Raw genomic sequence first — 19,044 nt, 5'->3', positions numbered from 1 at the left:
GCGATTTATTCATTGAGCAGAATTACTAACGAGACTAGGTGTTATGGATTCCACTGAGCGAATTGATGGTGGCAAAGAAGTCGGTGCGGGCAGCGTCTCCCGGTTGTTTGCTGTGCTGCGAGCCCTGGGGGAGGTACCCGAGGGCGGCGAGCGGGTCACCCAGCTCGCCCAACAGGTGGGCTTGTCCCAACCCACCACCCATCGTCTGCTGCGCAGCCTGATGGACGAAGGCATGGTTGAGCAGGATGCACGCAGCAAACGCTATCGCTTGAGTCTGGAGTTCTTCGCGTTGGCGGCCAACGCGGGCAAGACCGGCAACCTGCGCGACCTGGTGCGCCCCAGCCTGTTGCGCCTGAGCGCGTCGCTGGGGGACTCGCTGTTCCTGCTGGCGCGCAGCGGCTTCGACGCCATTTGCCTGGACCGCAGCGAGGGTCCGTACCCGATTCGTACCTTCACCGGCGATATCGGTGGGCGCGTGGCCTTGGGTGTGGGGCAGGGCAGCCTGGCGATCCTGGCGTTTCTGCCGGAAGAAGAGCGCGAGACGGTGATCCGCTACAACCTGCCACGGCTCAAGGACTTCCACCTGTACGACGAAGTGCTGCTGCGCTCCGAAGTGGAGAACGTGCGCAAGCTGGGTTATGCAGCACGCAACACCGGTGTGCTGGAAGGTATGGCAGGGCTGGCGGTCCCCATCCTCAACCGCGACGGGTACGCGGTCGCGGCGTTGAGCGTGGCGACCATCAGCGACCGCCTGGGGCCAAGCCGCTTGCCGATGGTGGTGGAGTTGTTGAAGCGCGAGGCGGCGGCCATCGGGCCGCGGCTCAATCCGTTTGACCCGACGTTGCGCAGGCCGTCGCAGACCTTTGGGGGTTAACCCGGGCCTTCACAACAGCATATTGGATCCAGTTACGGTATAACCCTGAGACGCTTTCGTGATTCGAGGCCCCATTTTTCATGCAAAACCCTTTGCAACGTCCGCTGTGGCAAATCTATCTGTTGTTCCTGGCACCGATGGTGCTGTCCAATTTCCTGCAGAGCTTTTCCGGCACCCTCAACGGCATTTACGTCGGCCAGATGCTGGGCACCCAGGCCTTGGCCGCGGTGTCGGGGATGTTTCCCATCGTGTTTTTCTTTATCGCCCTGGTGATCGGCCTGGGGGCGGGCGCCTCGGTGTTGATCGGCCAGGCATGGGGCGCCCAGGAGACCGGAATGGTCAAGGTGATTACCGGTGCCACCCTGACCCTGGGCGCGTTGGTGGGCCTGGTGGCCGCCGTGCTGGGCAGCCTGTTTGCGCGCCCGGCATTGCAGGCGTTGGGCACGCCGGTGGATGTGCTCGACGATGCGGTGGGCTACGCCCAGATGATGATGTTGATCATGCCGTTGCTGCTGGTGTTTATCCTCTATACCCAACTGCTGCGTGGCGTCAGCGACACGATTTCGCCGTTGCTGGCATTGATGGTCTCCACCCTGGTGGGCTTGCTGCTCACGCCTGCGCTGATTCGCGGCTGGATCGGCCTGCCACCCATGGGCATCCAGAGTGCGGTGTATGCCGGGCTGGTGGGTAACGCCTTGGCGATGCTGTTTCTGATCCTGCGCCTGCGCCACAAAAACCACGTGATGGCGCCAGACCGCGAGCTGCTTGCCGCCTTGCGCCTGGACCGCGTTATCCTCGGCAAAGTCCTGCGCATCGGCCTGCCGACGGGCTTGCAGATGGTGGTGCTATCGCTGTCAGAGCTGGTCATCCTGGCTTTGGTCAACGGCCACGGTTCCCAGGCCACGGCGGCCTATGGCGCGGTGACGCAGATCGTCAACTATGTGCAGTTCCCGGCGCTGTCGATCGCCATTACCGCCTCGATCCTCGGCGCCCAGGCGATTGGCGCCGGGCGCCTGGAGCGCATCGGGCCGATCCTGCGCACGGGGCTTGTAATCAACCTGTGCCTCACCGGTGGCTTGATCGTGCTCGGCTATGGGCTATCCCACTGGTTGCTGGGCCTGTTCATCACCGACGACAGCGCACGGGTACGGGCCGAACACCTGCTGCACATCATGCTCTGGAGCATTCTGGTATTTGGCTTCCAGGCGGTGATTGGCGGCATCATGCGCGCCAGCGGGGTGGTGCTGATGCCGGTGGCGATCTCGATCTTCTGCGTGCTCTGCGTGGAACTGCCAATGGCCTATCTGTTCAACGCCCACTTCGGATTGGAAGGAGTGTGGATGGCATTTCCGGTGACCTACCTGGCGATGCTGGTGTTGCAGATCGCCTATTACCGCTTGGTGTGGCGGCATAAGCAGATCAAGCGGTTGGTGTGAGGCTCAGCCCGCGCAAAAGCAGCTCCAGGCCTTGCAAGCCTTCCTCCAGCCGTGTACTCGGGTGCTCATCGCGGGCAATCCACAATGCGGTATTGACCAGGCTGCCGTTGATCAACTGCGCCAGTGCGTGGCTGGGGGCCGTAGGCATCAGGCCCGCTTGCATCAGGGTCTCCAGCAATTGGCGCAAGGACTCCACGCAGTGTTGCTGGGAGCCGGTGTCGCCCAGTACCGCCGGGGCATCCTGCAATACAATGCGCTGGATTTCCGGGTCCTGGGCCATGCGCAGATAGGCGCGACAGCGCTCGCAAAAACCACTCCAAGGCTCTACGGCCTGCTCCGAGATGCGTTGCAAGCGCGCGTCCATCTCGCTGTCGAGTTGAGCGACCACCGCCGCCAGCAGCCCTTTCTTGTCACCAAAGTGGTGATACAGCGCACCGCGCGTCAGGCCGGCACGGGCAGTAAAGTCATCCATCGAGGTATTGGCATAGCCTTGGGTGGCGAAGGCCCGGCGCGCGCTCGCTATCAGGCGGGCGCGGGTGTCTTTGATCATTTCAGCTCGGGCTCGGCTCATGGGCGTCTCTTGGCTAAGTGATTGACATACGCTGCGTATGCGAAGCATGATCTGCCACATACGCGTCGTATGTATTTTGCCCGGATGGATTCAGATAGCAAGCCCAGGGCGTCGAGCAAGAGGTCAAGCAGGATGGCAAACCCCTACGCTGAGTTATTCCAGGTCCCCGGTGCCCGGGCCTTTGTGCTCGCGGGCATGCTGGCGCGCATGCCGATATCCATGACCGGCATCGGCCTGATCACCATGCTGTCCCAGGTACATGGCGGCTATGGCCTGGCCGGTTCGGTGGCGGCGGTGTTTGCCCTGGCCACGGCGATTTGCGCGCCGCAAGTGTCACGTTGGGTGGACCGCTACGGCCAGGGCAGGGTGCTGCCGATTGCCGCGCTGATCGGCGGCGGGGCGCTATTGATGTTGCTGCTGTGTACGCGGTTGCAGGCGCCGAATTGGACGCTGTTTCTGTTCGCCGCGCTGGCGGGCTGCATGCCCAATATGTCGGCCATGGTGCGGGCGCGCTGGACCGAGTTGTACCGTGGCCAGCCCAGGCTGCAAACCGCGTTTGCCCTGGAGTCGGTACTCGATGAGGTGTGCTTCATCATCGGCCCGCCCATTTCGGTGGGGTTGAGCGTGGCGGTGTTCCCAGAAGCCGGGCCCCTGGTGGCGGCGCTGTTGCTGGGGGTGGGCGTCACCACCTTTGTGCTGCAACGGCAAACCGAGCCACCGGTACACGCGCATCAGGGCGCGCACGGTCGCTGGCTGATTGCTTCGCCGTCGGTATTGATCCTGATGATTTTGCTGCTGGCCATGGGCGTGATCGTCGGCGTGGTGGATGTGGTCAGCGTGGCCTTCGCCCAGCATCAGGGCCAGCCGGCGGCGGCAAGTATCGTGCTGTCGGTGTATGCCATTGGTTCGTGCCTGGCCGGGTTGGCCTTCGGTGCCCTTAAACTCAAGGCGCCGTTGCCACGCCAGTTCCTGTACTGCGGCGTAGCCACGGCGTTGACCACCTTGCCCTTGCTGCTGGTGAGCAATATTCCCGGCTTGGCCGCTGCCATCTTTATCTCCGGGCTGTTCTTTGCGCCCACGTTGATTGTGTCGATGGCCATGGTGGAGCAGATCGTCCCGGCCAGCCGCCTGACCGAAGGCATGACCTGGCTGATCACCGGCCTGAGCATCGGCGTGGCCATTGGCGCCGCGAGTTCGGGGTGGATGATCGACCACTTTGGCGCCACCAGCGGATTCTGGGTGGCGCTGGCGGCGGGGGCGGTGGTTGCGGGTTCGGCGGTAGTGGGTTACCGGCGGTTGGGATAGTCAGCCAATCGTCGGGCATGGCTCTGGGTAGTGATGCTGCAGAAATTCGTTCAGCGCCTGACGCGTGAGATCATTCAATGTCACTTTCTTACGGTTTGCCGCCAGGGCAGCGGCCAAATGCAAGTCATGCCCGACACGTACGTTGAATGAACCTTTGCACGGTTTCTCCGGCGTGTGCCCCAGGCTTTGGCAGGTAGCGAGATAATCATCCACCGCGCCACGGAAGGCTGCGTCCAGTTCAGCCACAGTTTTGCCTTCATAGCTCACCAATGCCTTGATGAACAGGATTTTACCAAACAGGCAGTTGTCCTCGAGGCTGGCTTCGATGGAGCCGATGTAGCCTTTGTGTTTCAGTTGGTTGTTCACTGAATCAGTTCTCCTGATTTCAATTGTTCGATGATCTGGCGCCGAATGTAGTGTTTCAGTTCGTTGCCGGGGTGAGGCTTGTGCAGGGTGATCATTGCACTGGGGTCGCCCATGTCGAACTTGACCCGGCTTCCGGCCCCTTCAATCTGTGTGTATCCCAATCGGCGTAATAACGTGACGAGCTCAGACCAGGTAAATGCCATGTGCTCATTGAGCAGTTTGGCGAGCAACTTTTCATTCTTGGACACGGCGTTCCCTGCGTGTAACTAAATGTAGTTGCAAAAAGTGGTGTTCGTCAATGCTAGCTCAGCTTCGTGCGGCTTCGCGGGGATTGATGTAACCCCCGATGACAGCCTGTGCGGCGCCCCCCATTCCCCCGCTAATTTTTCCCCGCCCGGTTCGTTTTATAGGGACGACGTGCCTTTGTGCTTCCCGCCTATTGCCCCGGATTCCAAGAAATGAATGCTGAAGACTCCTTGAAACTTGCTCGCCGGTTTATCGGGCTGCCTCTGGAAAAACGCCAACTGTTCCTGCAAGCCTTGCAGAAAGAAGGCGTGGATTTTTCAAGGTTTCCGATTCCGGCAGGGGTGGAGGTGGAGGACCGCCAGGCGCTGTCCTACGCGCAGCAGCGCATGTGGTTTCTATGGCAGTTGGACCCGGCCAGCGGCGCCTACAATTTGCCTGGCGCAGTGCGCTTGAGGGGGGCGCTGAGCCTGCCAGCGCTGGAGCAAGCGTTCGCCAGCCTGGTGGCGCGTCACGAAACCCTGCGCACGGTGTTCCAGCGTCAGGCTGATGAGCGGCTGGCGCAGGTGGCGGTGGAGCCGTCGGTGACCGTCGAGCACCTGGACTTCACCGCCTTGGCCTTTGATGCGCGTGAGCAGGCCGTCAACGCCGCCGCCACCCGTCAATCGCTGTTGCCGTTCGACCTGGAACACGGCCCATTGCTGCGCGTACAACTGCTCAAGCTTGCCGAGCAGGAACACGTGCTGCTGCTGACCCTGCACCACATCGTCTCCGACGGTTGGTCGATGAACGTGCTGATCGACGAATTCATCCGTTGCTATGACGCCCATGAGCGCAACGAAGCGCCCCAACTGCCAGCGCTGCCCATCCAGTACAGTGATTACGCCCTGTGGCAGCGCCGCTGGCTGGAAGCGGGCGAGCAGGCGCGCCAATTGGAATATTGGCAGGCTCGCCTGGGCGATGAACATCCGGTTCTGGAGCTGCCCACCGACCACCCGCGCCCGGCCATGCCCAGCTACCAGGGCACGCGGCATAACTTCGCGATTGAGCCGGCACTGGCCGCGCAACTGCGCAGCTGCGCGCAAAAACATAACGTCACCCTGTTCATGCTGCTGCTCGGTGCCTTCAATGTGCTGTTGCACCGCTATACCGGCCAGGGCGACATCCGCGTCGGTGTGCCGATTGCCAATCGCAATCGCACCGAAGTCGAGGGGCTGATCGGGTTCTTCGTCAACACCCAGGTGTTGCGCACCGAACTGACCGGGCAAACCCGGGTTGCCGAGTTGCTGCAAGGTATCAAGGAGCATGCTCTGGGCGCCCAGGCCCATCAGGAGTTGCCCTTCGAACGGCTGGTGGAAGCGCTGAAAATCGAGCGCAGCCTGAGCCACACGCCGCTGTTCCAGGTGATGTATAACCATCAGCCGGTCGTCGCCGACATCGCCTCGGTCAGCACCGCATCGGGGCTGGAATTGGCCCTGGTGGAATGGCAAGGCCGCACCACCCAGTTCGACCTGACCCTGGACACCTATGAAAAGTCCGGCACCCTGCATGCCGCGCTGACCTACGCCAATGACTTGTTCGATACGCCCACCATCGAGCGCATGGCCCGGCACTGGACCCGCCTGCTGCAAGCCATGGTGCTCGATGGCGAACAGCGCATTGGCGAATTGCCCATGCTTGACGCGGCTGAACAGCAACGGCTGGTCCACAGCTGGAACCAGACCACCGAGGCGTACCCGACCGAGCGCGGGATTCATCACCTGATCGAAGACCAGGCGCGGCGCAGCCCCGATGCACCGGCACTGGTGTTCGGTACCACCACCTTGACCTACGCCCAACTGGATGCGCGCGCCAACCAGTTGGCCCATGCCCTGGGCGAGCAGGGCGTGGGGCCCGACGTGCTGGTGGGTATCTGCATCGAGCGCTCCATCGAAATGGTGGTTGGCCTGCTGGCGATTCTCAAGGCCGGTGGCGCCTACGTGCCTCTCGACCCTGAGTATCCCCAGGAACGCCTGGCCTACATGATCGAAGACAGCGGCATACAACTGCTGCTCAGCCAGCAGAGCCTGCTGGCGTCGCTGCCCGTCGCCGGTATCCAGTTGATTGCCTTGGACCAGCCGGCGCTATGGCTCGACGGCTACAGCCGCGAATCGCCGAACGTGGCCTTGAATGCCCTTAACCTGGCCTACGTGATCTACACCTCGGGCTCCACCGGCAAGCCCAAAGGCGCCGGCAATAGCCATCGCGCCGTGGTCAACCGCTTGAGCTGGATGCAACAGGCGTATGGCCTGGGTGCCAACGACGCGGTGTTGCAGAAAACCCCGTTCAGCTTCGACGTGTCGGTGTGGGAGTTCTTCTGGCCACTGATGACCGGCGCCCGCCTGGTGGTCGCGGCGCCTGGCGAACACCGTGAACCGGCGCGCCTGATCGACACCATTGGTCGGCACGCCATTACCACCTTGCACTTCGTGCCGTCGATGTTGCAGGCGTTTATCCATGAGCCGGGCGTACAGGCGTGCGCAAGCCTTACGCGCATCGTCTGCAGCGGCGAAGCCTTGCCCCTGGATGCGCAACAGCAAGTGTTCGCCAAGTTGCCCGCTGCGGCGCTGTACAACCTCTATGGCCCGACCGAGGCGGCCATCGACGTCACGCACTGGACCTGCATCGACGAAGGCGCCGACAGCGTGCCCATCGGCCGCCCCATCGCCAACCTCGGCACCTACGTGCTGGACGCGCAACTCAACCCGGTGCCGGCCGGTGTCAGTGGCGAACTCTACCTGGGCGGCGTTGGCCTGGCGCGCAGTTACCACCGACGCCCGGCGTTGACTGCCGAACGTTTCGTGCCCAGCCCGTTCGTGACGGGCGAGCGCCTGTATCGCACCGGTGACCGCGTGCGCCAACGCGCCGATGGGGTGATCGAATACCTCGGCCGCCTCGATCATCAGGTCAAATTGCGCGGCTTGCGTATCGAGCTGGGCGAAATCGAAGCACGCCTGATGCAGCATCCACACGTGCGCGAAGCCGTGGTACTGGTACAGGGCGGCAAGCCGTTGATCGCCTATCTGGTGCACGCAGGCGAGGCGCCAACGGACCTCAAGGCCTGGTTGCTCGGCAGCTTGCCGGAATACATGGTGCCGACGCATTTCATTGCGCTGCCCAAGCTGCCGGTGACCGCCAACGGCAAGCTCGACCGCAAGGCGTTGCCAGCGCCGGATGCGGCTCAGCCGCAGGCATTTGTCGCCCCCCAAGGCGACCTGCAAACAGCCCTGGCCGCCATCTGGAGCGACGTGCTGGGCGTTGAGCAGGTCGGCCAGGACGATAACTTCTTCGAGCTGGGCGGCGATTCGATCATCTCCATCCAGGTGGTTAGCCGCGCCCGTCAGGCCGGCATTCGCCTGAGCCCGCGTGACCTGTTCCAGTACCAGAGCATCCGCAGCCTGGCGCTGGTGGCGCGCTTCGAGCAGGTCAGCCTGATCGACCAGGGCCCGGTCAGTGGCGAGGTGATGCTGACGCCCGTGCAACACAGTTTTTTCGCCCAACCGATCCCGGCGCGGCATCACTGGAATCAATCCTTGTTGCTGGTGCCCGGTGAGGTGCTTGAGCCTGCACGGCTGGAGGCAGCGCTGGCGCGGTTGATCCAGCATCACGACGCTCTGCGCTTGCGCTTTGTGCAGCAGGCTGACGGCTGGCAGCAGAGCCATGCCGCCGATGTCAGCGAATCGCTGTTGTGGCAATGCCAGGCCAGCACCGACGCTGAACTGGCGGTGTTGTGTGATGAAGCCCAGCGCAGCCTTGACCTTGCCCAAGGCCCGCTGCTGCGCGCCGCGTTGGTGAATTGGGCCGATGGCAGCCAACGTTTGCTGCTGGTGATCCATCACTTGGTGGTGGATGGCGTGTCTTGGCGCATCCTGCTTGAAGACCTGCAACAGGCTTACCGAGAACAGGTGCTGCCGGCAAAAACCAGTGCCTACCAGCGCTGGGCGCAACAGCTGCACCGCCACGCGCAGACCGTCGAGGAGCAACTGTCGTACTGGCAAGCCCAATCCATCGACGCCGAACTGCCGTGTGATCACCCCGAAGGCGGCCTGCAAAACCGCCTGGGTGCCAAGCTGGAAACACGCCTCGACGTCGAGCACACCCGCCGACTGCTGCAAGACGCGCCAGCGGCCTATCGCACCCAGGTCAACGACCTGCTGTTGACCGCCCTGGCGCGGGTGATCAGCCGTTGGAGCGAGCAACCTGCTGCGCTCATTCAATTGGAAGGCCATGGTCGCGAAGACCTCTTCGACGACATCGACCTGAGTCGCACCGTCGGCTGGTTCACCAGCCTGTACCCGGTGCGCCTGCATGCCGAAGGCGAGTTGCCCGAGGCGATCAAAGCGGTCAAGGAACAACTGCGCGCCGTGCCCGACAAAGGCCTGGGTTACGGCCTGTTGCGCTACCTGGGCGCGCCACACGCGCAGGAAAGCCTGGCGAACCTTACCGCGCCGCGCATCACGTTCAACTACCTGGGCCAGTTCGACCGTCAGTTCAACGAGTCGGCACTGTTCGTGCCGGCCAGTCAGGGCAGTGGCCAGGCCCAGGATCCAGAGGCGCCGCTGGCCAACTGGCTGACGCTGGAAGGTCAGGTGTATGGCGGCGAGCTGTCGTTGCAATGGGGGTTCAGTCGGGAGATGTTCGAGGCGGCGACTGTGCAGCGGTTGGCGGATGAGTACGCAGCCGAACTCAAGGCGTTGATCGAGCATTGCTGTGCCACGCCGGCAGGCCAGGTGAGCCCCTCGGATTTCCCGCTGGCACGCCTCACCCAGCAGCAACTGGATGCCTTGCCCGTGGCCGGGCCGGCGATTGCCGACCTTTATCCGCTGTCGCCGATGCAGCAAGGCATGCTGTTCCACACCCTGTTGGAACCCGAGGCACAGGCCTATATCAACCAGTTGCGCCTCGACATCGAGGGCCTTGATTTGCTCGCCTTCGGACGTGCCTGGCAGGCCGCACTGGATCGTCACGACATCCTGCGCAGCAGCTTCCATTGGCTGGGCCTGGACAGTGCTCATCAGTTGATCCAGCGTCAGGTCGACCTGCAACTGCAAGTGATCGAAGACCCCGACGCCGATTTCGACACGCTGGCCCAGGCCGAACGCGAACGCGGTTTTGCCCTGAATGCCGCGCCGCTATTTCGCCTGACGCTGGTGCGCGGTGCTGGTGCGGCCTGGCACTTTATCTTCACCAGCCACCACATCCTCATGGACGGCTGGAGTAACGCGCAGTTGCTCGGTGAAGTCATCGCTCACTATGCGGGGCAGGCAGTGCTGGCGCCGCTCGGGCAGTTCCGCGATTACCTCGCCTGGCTGCGACAACAGTCCTCGGGCGAAGCGTTCTGGAAAACAGCCCTGGCGGCATTGCCGGCGCCGACTCTGCTGGCGCAAGCGCTGCGCACGCCGGTAGCCGGGGTGGGCATGGCTGATCATCACGTAGCACTGGAGAGCGACTTTACCCGCCGCCTCGCTGAGTTCGCACGCCAGCACAAAGTCACCCTCAATACCCTGTTGCAAGGGGCTTGGAGCCTGTTGCTGCAACGCTACACCGGCCAGGACTGCGTCGCCTTCGGTGCCACCGTGGCCGGGCGTTCCGCACCGCTGCCGGGGATCGAGCAGCAACTGGGCCTGTTCATCAACACCTTGCCGATCATCAGCGCAGCCTCGCCAGCCCAGTCGGCCGCGACGTGGCTCAGCGAACTGCAAGCGCTCAACCTCAGCCTGCGCGACCATGAACATGTGCCGCTCTATGACATCCAGGGCTGGGCCGGCCAGCAGGGCGCGCTGTTCGACACCTTGCTGGTGTTCGAGAACTTCCCGGTCGCCGAGGCGCTCAAGCAAGGCGCGCCGGCCGGCCTGACTTTCGGTCGCCTGCACAACCATGAGCGCACGCACTACCCGTTAACCCTGGGCATCGAACTGGGTGCCAGCCTGCGCCTGGAATTCAGTTATGACCGTGCCCAGTTCAGCGAGGCGCACGTGGCGCAGTTGAGCGCCAACCTGCAACACCTGCTGGCGCAATTGCTCGCAGACGCTCACATGCCGCTGGGCAACCTGCGTCTTCTCGACGCCCCTGCGCAACGGCAGATGCTCGCTCTGAGCCGCTCAGCCGCAGCGCCCCAGACCAACGAACGCGTGCACCAGCGTATTGCAGCCCAGGCCGAGGCGACGCCAGACGCCCTGGCTGTACAGGCCGGTGATGCCAGCTTGAGCTACGCCCAGTTGAACCAGCGTGCCAACCGCCTGGCCCATCGCTTGTTGGCGCTTGGCGTCGGCCCCGGCCAACGGGTGGGCCTGGCTTCGCGGCGTGGCCCGCAGTTGATCGTCAGCCTGCTGGCAGTGCTCAAAAGCGGGGCGGCCTACGTACCGCTGGACCCTGAATACCCAGCAGAACGTTTGGCCTATATGCTCGCCGACAGCCGCCTGGACGTGCTGCTCAGCGAAACCGGCTTGCTCGCCGACTTGCCTTTGCCCCGCGGCCTGACCCGCGTGGATTTCAGCGCCAGTGGCGACGAACTGACCGGCTACCCGACAACCAATCCGCCTAATCACGCGGCGGCGGCTGACCTGGCCTATGTGATCTACACCTCTGGCTCCACCGGCCAGCCCAAAGGCGTGGCCATCGACCATGCCGCCCTTGGCCAGTTCTGTGACAGCGCCACGCTGTACAGCCGACTGAGCGCCGAGGACCGCGTGTTGCAGTTTGCGACCTTCAGTTTCGATGGTTTTGTCGAACAGTGCTTCCCGCCCCTGTGTGCGGGCGCGGCGTTGATCATGCGTGGCGATGAACTCTGGGATGCCGGGCAACTGGCGCAAGAGATTGTCGAGCAGGGCGTGACCCTGGCCGATTTGCCCGCCGCCTACTGGTACCTGTTGGCGCAAGAGTGCGCCGAGCACCGTCGCTCCCTGGGCAAGCTGCGCCAGGTGCATGTGGGCGGTGAAGCCATGTCAGTGGAGGGCGTGCGTGCGTGGTACGCCGCGGGCTTGGGCAATGTGCGCCTGGTCAACACCTACGGGCCGACCGAAGCCACGGTGGTCTCCAGCGTGCATGAGTGCCAATTGGCCGATGCCAACGACGCCTACGGCGTGCCAATCGGGCAGGCGATTGCCGGGCGCGGCCTGTATGTACTCGACAGCGGTTTCGAACTGTTGGCCACCGATGGCGTGGGCGAGCTGTGCATTGGTGCCGAGGTTGGCTTGGCGCAACGCTATTTCGACCGCCCGGCGCTGACCGCCGAGCGCTTCTTGCCGGACCCGTTTTCCGCCATGCCCGGTGCGCGGCTTTATCGCAGTGGCGACCTGGCCCGGTACAACCCGGCGGGTGCGCTGGAGTACGTCGGGCGTATCGACCATCAAGTGAAGATTCGTGGCCTGCGTATCGAAATGGGCGAAATCGAAGCCAACCTACAAGCCTTGCCAAATGTGCGAGAAGCCGCCGTGCTTGCGCAGCCGAGCGCGACCGGCGTGCAGTTGGTGGCGTACGTGGTGCCCGCCGAAGGCCAAGCGCTGGAGGCACAGGCACTGGCGGCGCGCTTGCGCCAGACGTTGCCGGACTACATGGTGCCGGGCCATTGGGTGTTCCTCGATGCCTTGCCGTTGAACCACAACGGCAAGCTCGACCGCCGTGCGCTGCCCACACCCGACCTGAACCAGGCCAGCGCCGCCTACGTGGCGCCGCAGAGTCCATTGCAAATCCAGTTGGCGGCGATCTGGCAAGCAGTGTTGCAGGTCGAGCAGGTTGGCCTGGAAGATCACTTCTTCGAACGCGGCGGCCACTCCTTGCTGGCCACCCAAGTGATCTCCCGGGTGCGCCACGACCTCAAGCTGGAAGTGCCGTTGCGGGCCCTGTTCGAGCAGCCGACGCTGGCCGCTTTCGCAGCGGCGTGCGCAGGCGTGCAGGCCGATACCGCGCCTGTGATGCAGGCGGTTGGCCGTGAGCAGCCGCTGGCGTTGTCTTTTGCCCAGGAGCGGCAGTGGTTTCTCTGGCAATTGGATCCCACCAGCGCGGCCTATCATGTGCCCACCGCCTTGCACCTGCGCGGTGAACTCGACATCGCGGCGCTGGAGCGCGCCGTCGAGGCCCTGGTGCAGCGCCATGAACCGCTGCGCACCACCTTTGTGGAGGCGGGCGAGCACACTGTGCAAGTCATCCACCCAAGCCTGGCCGTGCCGGTTGAACAACAAAAGGTCGACGTCGGCGCTATCGAGCAGGCGGTCACCGAAGAGATCCAGCGCCCGTTCGACCTGCGCAACGGCCCGCTGATGCGCGTCAAGTTGCTGATCGTCGCGCCTGATCACCATGTGCTGGTCATCACCCAGCACCACATCATCTCTGACGGCTGGTCGATGCAAGTGATGATCGACGAGTGGGTGGCGCTGTACCAAGGCGACGCAGGGTTGCCGGCCTTGCCGATCCAGTACGCCGACTACGCCCAGTGGCAGCGCGACTGGATGGCGGCTGGGGAACAACAACGCCAGCTCGATTACTGGTGCGCTCGTCTGGGGCGCGAGCATTCGTTGCTGGACCTGCCGCTGGACTATCCACGCCCCGCAGTGCAGAGCCATCGTGGCGCGCGCCGCCAGATTCATCTGGAGCGTGCGCTGCTGACTGAACTCAAGGCCCTGGCCCAGCGTCAGGACGTGACGCTGTTCATGCTGTTGCTGGCCTCGTTCCAGACCTTGCTGCACCGCTACAGCGGCCAGGCACAGGTGCGTGTCGGCGTACCGGTCGCCAACCGTAATCGCTTCGAAACCGAGCGACTGCTGGGCTTTTTCGTCAACACCCAGGTGCTGCAAGCTGACGTGCACGGGCAGATGCCGTTCGACCAGTTGCTGGCCCAGGTCAAGCAGCGTGCCCTGGAGGCGCAGGCCCATCAGGACCTGCCGTTCGAGCAGCTCGTGCAAGTGTTGCAGCCCGAGCGCAGCCTGAGCCATAACCCGCTGTTCCAGGTGATGTTCAACCATCAGGACAGCCTGCGTTCAGCCCCGGTGCAATTGCCCGGCCTGGCTTTGCAGCCCGTGGATTGGGCCGGTCACAGCACGCAATTCGACCTGAACCTGGAAACCGAGGAATCGGTGGACGGTCTCTGGGCCTCGCTGACTTACGCCACGGATCTGTTTGACGTGGCGACCGTGGAGCGCTTGGCCGAGCATTGGCAAAACCTGCTGCGCGCGGTCCTGCAGGATGCCTCGGTGGCCTTGGACGACCTGGCGATGCTCAGCCCGTCGCAATCGCAGCAAATGGTGCACGACTGGAACCGCAGCGACACCGACTACCCACGCGAACGCTGCGTACACCAGTTGTTTGAGGCCCAGGCCGCGGCGGAACCCGACGCCATCGCGCTGCACTTCAATGACGAGCACCTGAGCTACGGCGAACTCAACCGTCGCGCCAATCGGCTGGCCCATCGTCTGATCGACATGGGCGTCGGCCCGGACGTGCTGGTGGCGGTGCACGTGGAGCGTTCCCTGGACATGGTGGTCGGCTTGCTCGCGACCCTCAAGGCCGGTGGCGCCTATGTGCCGCTCGACCCGCAATTCCCGGCAGAGCGCCTGGCCTACATGCTTGAAGACAGCCGCGCCCGGGTATTGCTGACGCAACCGCATCTGCTGGGGCACCTGGCGCAGCCGCACGGCGTGCAGGTGCTGATGGTGGAGGAGGCCGGCACAGCGCAGCACAATCCCCAGGTTGCCGTGACACCGGAGCATCTGGCCTACGTGATCTACACCTCTGGCTCCACTGGCAAGCCCAAAGGGGTGATGGTTCGTCACAAGGCGCTGTGCAGCTTCACCAGCGGCATGGCCGGCACGTTGAGTATCGGCCAGGATGCGCGGCTGTTGTCGCTGACCACCTTCTCGTTCGACATCTTCGCCCTGGAGCTGTACGTGCCGCTGAGTGTCGGCGGTACCGTGTTGCTGAGCACCCAGGCAATGGCCCTCGACCCCGAGGCGATCCTTGATCTGGCCCAGCGTCAGGCGGCGAATGTGCTGCAAGCCACGCCCTCGACCTGGCGCATGTTGCTCGACAGCCCACGGGCTCATTCACTGCGTGGCATCGCCTGCCTGTGCGGTGGCGAAGCGCTGCCCGCCGATTTGGCCCAGCGCATGCTCGACCTGCAAGGCCTGCTGTGGAATCTCTATGGCCCGACGGAAACCACCATCTGGTCGGCGGCTCATCGTTTGCACCAGGCATTGCCGTTCGTTGGACGGCCCATCGCCAATACCGGCTTGTTCATTCTCAATGCCGGTCTCACGCCATGCCCCCAAGGTGTGTCCGGTGAGCTGCTGATCGGTGGTGTCGGCCTGGCGCGCGGTTACCACGGGCAGCCGGCGCTGACCGCCGAACGCTTCGTGCCCAACCCGTTTGGGGCTCCGGGCGAACGCCTGTACCGTACCGGCGACCTGGCACGCTATCAGGCGCACGGCGTGGTGGAATACATCGGCCGTGTCGACCATCAGGTCAAGGTCCGGGGTTTCCGTATCGAGCTGGGTGAAATCGAAGCCTGCCTGCGTGAGTTCGACGGCGTACGCGAAGCCGTGGTGCTGGCCGATAACGACCGGCTGATCGCTTACCTGGTCAGCACCGCGCCGCAGGCACCGCAGGTGTATAAAGCCGCGCTGCGCGAGCGCTTGCCGGACTACATGGTGCCCGCGCAGTGGCTGTTCCTCGACAGCCTGCCGCTGACCCCCAACGGTAAGCTCGACCGCAAGGCACTGCCCAAACCGGATGCCAGCCTGTCGCTCAAAGGCCATGTAGCGCCCGTCACCCCGCGCGAGCAGCAGGTGGCGGCGATCTGGGCCGAGGTACTGGAATTGCCCCGTGTGGGCCTCGACGATCATTTCTTCGAGTTGGGCGGGCATTCATTGCTGGCCACGCGGGTGGTGTCACGGGTGCGTCAGGCCCTGGCGCTGGAGGTCCCACTCAAGGCCTTGTTCGAACAGCCGCTACTGGGTGATTTCGTGCAGGCCTTGGGCGAGGAGGGCGTCACCGCGCCGGCGCTGATCAAGGCCGATCGCACGCAGCCTCTGCCGCTGTCTTATGCCCAGGAGCGCCAGTGGTTCCTCTGGCAACTGGACCCGGCCGGCGCCGCGTATCACATCCCCAGCGCCTTGCGGTTGTACGGGCCGTTGGACCTGACCGCGCTGCAAGAGAGCTTTGATAGCTTGCTGGCTCGCCATGAAAGCCTGCGCACGTATTTCCGTCAGGACGCCACCGGCGCGGTTCAAGTCATTGACGCCCAGGGCCGGGTCGATATCGAGCAGGTCGACAGCGACTATGCCGGCCTCAAGGCGCGGGTCGCGCAGGTGGTCGCCCAGCCTTTCGACCTGCTGCATGGGCCGCTGCTGCGGGTCACCTTGCTGCGCCTGGCCGAGGACGACCATGTGCTGGTGCTGGTGCAGCATCACATCGTCTCTGACGGCTGGTCGATGCAGTTGATGGTCGAGGAGTTGGTGCAGGCGTATGCCGCTAACAGCCAAGGCCAGGACGTGCAATTGCCGGCGCTGCCGATCCAGTACGGCGATTATGCCGTGTGGCAGCGCGGTTGGATGGAGGCGGGGGAGCAGGCGCGTCAACTGGCCTACTGGCGCGAGCAGTTGAGCGGCGAGCAACCGGTGCTGGAGTTGCCGTTCGACCATCCGCGCCCGGCACAGCCAAGCCATCGCGGCGCACGCTTGGGTATCGAGTTGCATCCGGAGTTGTTGGGCAGTTTGCGCGCATTGGCGCAGCACGCTGGCGTCACGCTGCCGATGCTGCTGTTGGCGTCTTACCAAGCGTTGCTGCATCGCTACAGCGGCCAGGAAGATGTGCGCGTGGGCGTGCCGATTGCCAACCGCAATCGCCTGGAAACCGAGGGGTTGATCGGCTTCTTCGTCAACACCCAAGTGCTCAAGGCCGATATCCACGGGCAAATGAGCAGCGAGCAACTGCTGCACCAGGTGCGCCAGCGTTCCCTGGAGGCCCAGGCTCACCAGGACCTGCCGTTCGAACAGTTGGTGCAGGCATTGCAACCGGAGCGCAGCCTTAGCCTGAGCCCGTTATTCCAAGTGTTGTTCAACCACCGTGTGAGCGCTGCCGACAGCCATCTGCATCGCCTGGCCGACCTGCACGTCGAAGTCCTGGATCTGGACGAAGGCGTGGCCCAGTTCGACCTGGCGCTGGATGTGGAAGAAAGCCCGACGGCCCTGCGTGCCTCCCTGAGTTATGCCACCGACTTGTTCGCCGTGGCGACCATCGAGCGCATGGCCGGGCATTGGCAGAACCTGTTGCGGGCGATGGTGGTCGACCCACAGCAGCCCATCAGCCAATTGAGCCTGCTGGGCGAGGATGAGCAGCAGCAGATTCTTGAGCTGTGGGACCAGACCGACGCCGGTTTTTCAGCCGAGCGCCTGGTGCACGAATTGGTCGGCGATCGCGCCCGGCAAACCCCGGACGCAGTGGCGGTTAAATTCGACGCGCAAGCCCTGACTTACGGTGAACTGGATCGCCAGGCCAACCGCCTGGCCCATGCCTTGATCGCCCGTGGCGTCGGCCCGGAAGTGCGCGTGGCTATCGCCATGCCGCGCAGTGCCGAGATCATGGTGGCGTTCCTGGCGGTGATGAAAGCCGGTGGCGTGTATGTGCCGCTGGATATCGAATACCCACGTGATCGCCTGCTGTACATGATGCAGGACAGCCGTGCGCAACTGCTGCTGACTCACAGCCGGGCGCTGCAGCAACTGCCAGTTCCCGAGGGCCTGGCTACCCTGGCGATTGATCGCACCGAAGAATGGGCCGGTTACAGCGATACGGCCCCGGATGTGGCGCTGGACGGCGACAACCTCGCCTACGTGATCTACACCTCCGGCTCCACCGGTTTTCCCAAGGGCGTGGCGGTGGCTCATGGGCCTTTGGTTGCGCATATCATCGCCACTGGCGAGCGTTATGAGACCTCACCGGCCGATTGCGAACTGCACTTCATGTCCTTCGCCTTCGACGGTTCCCACGAAGGCTGGATGCACCCGCTGATCAACGGCGCCAGCGTGTTGATCCGTGATGACAGCCTGTGGCTGCCGGAATACACCTACGAGCAGATGCATCGCCATAACGTGACCATGGCGGTGTTCCCACCGGTGTACCTGCAACAGTTGGCCGAACATGCCGAGCGCGACGGCAACCCGCCGGCGGTGCGGGTGTACTGCTTTGGCGGTGATGCCGTGGCTCAAGCCAGCTACGACCTGGCGTGGCGCGCGCTGAAACCCAAGTACCTGTTCAACGGCTATGGTCCGACGGAAACCGTGGTCACACCGCTGTTGTGGAAGGCACGCAAGGGCGACCCTTGCGGCGCCGTCTACGCGCCCATCGGCACCTTGTTGGGTAACCGCAGCGGTTATGTCTTGGACGCGCAACTGAACCTGCAACCTATCGGCGTGGCCGGCGAGTTGTACCTGGGCGGCGAGGGCGTGGCCCGGGGTTATCTGGAGCGTCCGGCGTTAACCGCCGAACGCTTCGTGCCGGACCCGTTCGGCAAGCCTGGCAGTCGCGTGTATCGCAGCGGCGACCTGACCCGTGGGCGTCCGGATGGCGTGGTGGATTACCTGGGGCGTGTGGACCATCAGGTGAAGATCCGCGGTTTCCGTATCGAACTGGGGGAAATCGAAGCGCGCTTGCGTGAGCAAACCAGTGTCGGTGAAACCGTGGTGGTGGCCCAGGAGGGGCCGACCGGCAAACAACTGGTGGCCTATGTGGTACCGGCCGACGCCAGCCTGGCCGACCAGGTTGAGTTCCGTGACACCCTGCGTCGTGCCCTGAAAGCCGACCTACCGGACTATATGGTGCCCAGCCACTTCGTATTCCTGGCGCAGATGCCGCTGACCCCCAACGGCAAGCTCGACCGCAAGGGCTTGCCGCTGCCGGATGCGAGCCAGATGCAGCAGCAGTACCTGGCCCCGCAAACCGAGCTTGAGCAGCAGATCGCCACGATCTGGGCCGACATCCTGCACCTGCCGCAAGTGGGCCTGAACGACAACTTCTTTGATGTCGGTGGCCACTCCTTGCTGGCGATCCAGATTACCTCGCGGGTGCAGGCCGAGCTCGGCCTGGACGTACCGTTGATGGAACTGTTCCAGACTGAATCGCTGCGCGCCTACGTGCAGGCCGCAGCCACTTTCCGCGCCGGCAGCGTGGAAGATTTTGATGACCTTCGTGACTTTTTGAGCGAACTAGAGGCGATTTGA

At 63.7% G+C, this 19,044-nt stretch carries 7 protein-coding genes; 4 read left to right on the top strand and 3 right to left on the bottom strand.

Going from position 1 to position 19,044, the window contains the following annotated elements; all coding sequences use genetic code 11:
• The first annotated feature begins 43 nt into the window (after window positions 1–43).
• The gene (locus tag GH769_RS13000; RefSeq protein WP_019816829.1) at window positions 44–874 is read left to right on the top strand and encodes an IclR family transcriptional regulator; all 831 of its coding nucleotides are present in this window, start codon (window positions 44–46) and stop codon (window positions 872–874) included.
• 80 nt (window positions 875–954) lie between these two features.
• Window positions 955–2,310: an MATE family efflux transporter gene (locus GH769_RS12995; protein WP_014718827.1), complete on the top strand. Its 1,356-nt coding sequence runs from the start codon at window positions 955–957 to the stop codon at window positions 2,308–2,310.
• On the opposite strand, the gene GH769_RS12990 is transcribed toward GH769_RS12995, so the two are convergent.
• Entirely contained in the window at window positions 2,294–2,881 is a 588-nt protein-coding gene (locus GH769_RS12990; protein WP_032902897.1) for a TetR/AcrR family transcriptional regulator, read from the bottom strand. The two genes, GH769_RS12995 and GH769_RS12990, sit on opposite strands and share 17 nt — an antisense overlap.
• 132 nt (window positions 2,882–3,013) lie before the next feature.
• Here GH769_RS12990 and GH769_RS12985 point away from each other — a divergent pair, with 132 nt between their 5' ends.
• Window positions 3,014–4,186, top strand: coding sequence for an MFS transporter (locus tag GH769_RS12985; protein ID WP_014718825.1), 1,173 nt, complete (start codon window positions 3,014–3,016; stop codon window positions 4,184–4,186).
• Here GH769_RS12985 and GH769_RS12980 read toward each other — a convergent pair whose 3' ends face one another.
• Together GH769_RS12980 and GH769_RS12975 are read right to left on the bottom strand one after the other, a co-directional pair.
• A complete protein-coding gene (locus GH769_RS12980) occupies window positions 4,187–4,552 on the bottom strand; it encodes a type II toxin-antitoxin system HicB family antitoxin (protein WP_014718824.1) in 366 nt (121 codons plus the stop codon).
• On the bottom strand, window positions 4,549–4,800 hold the full coding sequence (locus GH769_RS12975) for a type II toxin-antitoxin system HicA family toxin (RefSeq protein WP_014718823.1): 252 nt from the start codon (window positions 4,798–4,800) through the stop codon (window positions 4,549–4,551). The genes GH769_RS12980 and GH769_RS12975 overlap by 4 nt, the downstream gene beginning before the upstream one ends.
• Before the next feature lie 210 nt (window positions 4,801–5,010).
• Between GH769_RS12975 and GH769_RS12970 the strand changes: the two genes are divergently transcribed.
• Window positions 5,011–19,044 carry a non-ribosomal peptide synthase/polyketide synthase gene (locus GH769_RS12970; RefSeq protein WP_153649779.1) on the top strand — a complete coding sequence of 4,678 codons (14,034 nt, stop codon included), beginning with the start codon at window positions 5,011–5,013 and terminating at the stop codon, window positions 19,042–19,044.

Source organism: Pseudomonas sp. CFSAN084952 (genome assembly GCF_009648855.1).
Taxonomy (GTDB): Bacteria; Pseudomonadota; Gammaproteobacteria; order Pseudomonadales; family Pseudomonadaceae; genus Aquipseudomonas; species Aquipseudomonas paracarnis.
The sequence above is the reverse complement of the archived record's forward strand: the minus strand, read 5'-3'. Positions and strand labels throughout refer to the sequence as shown.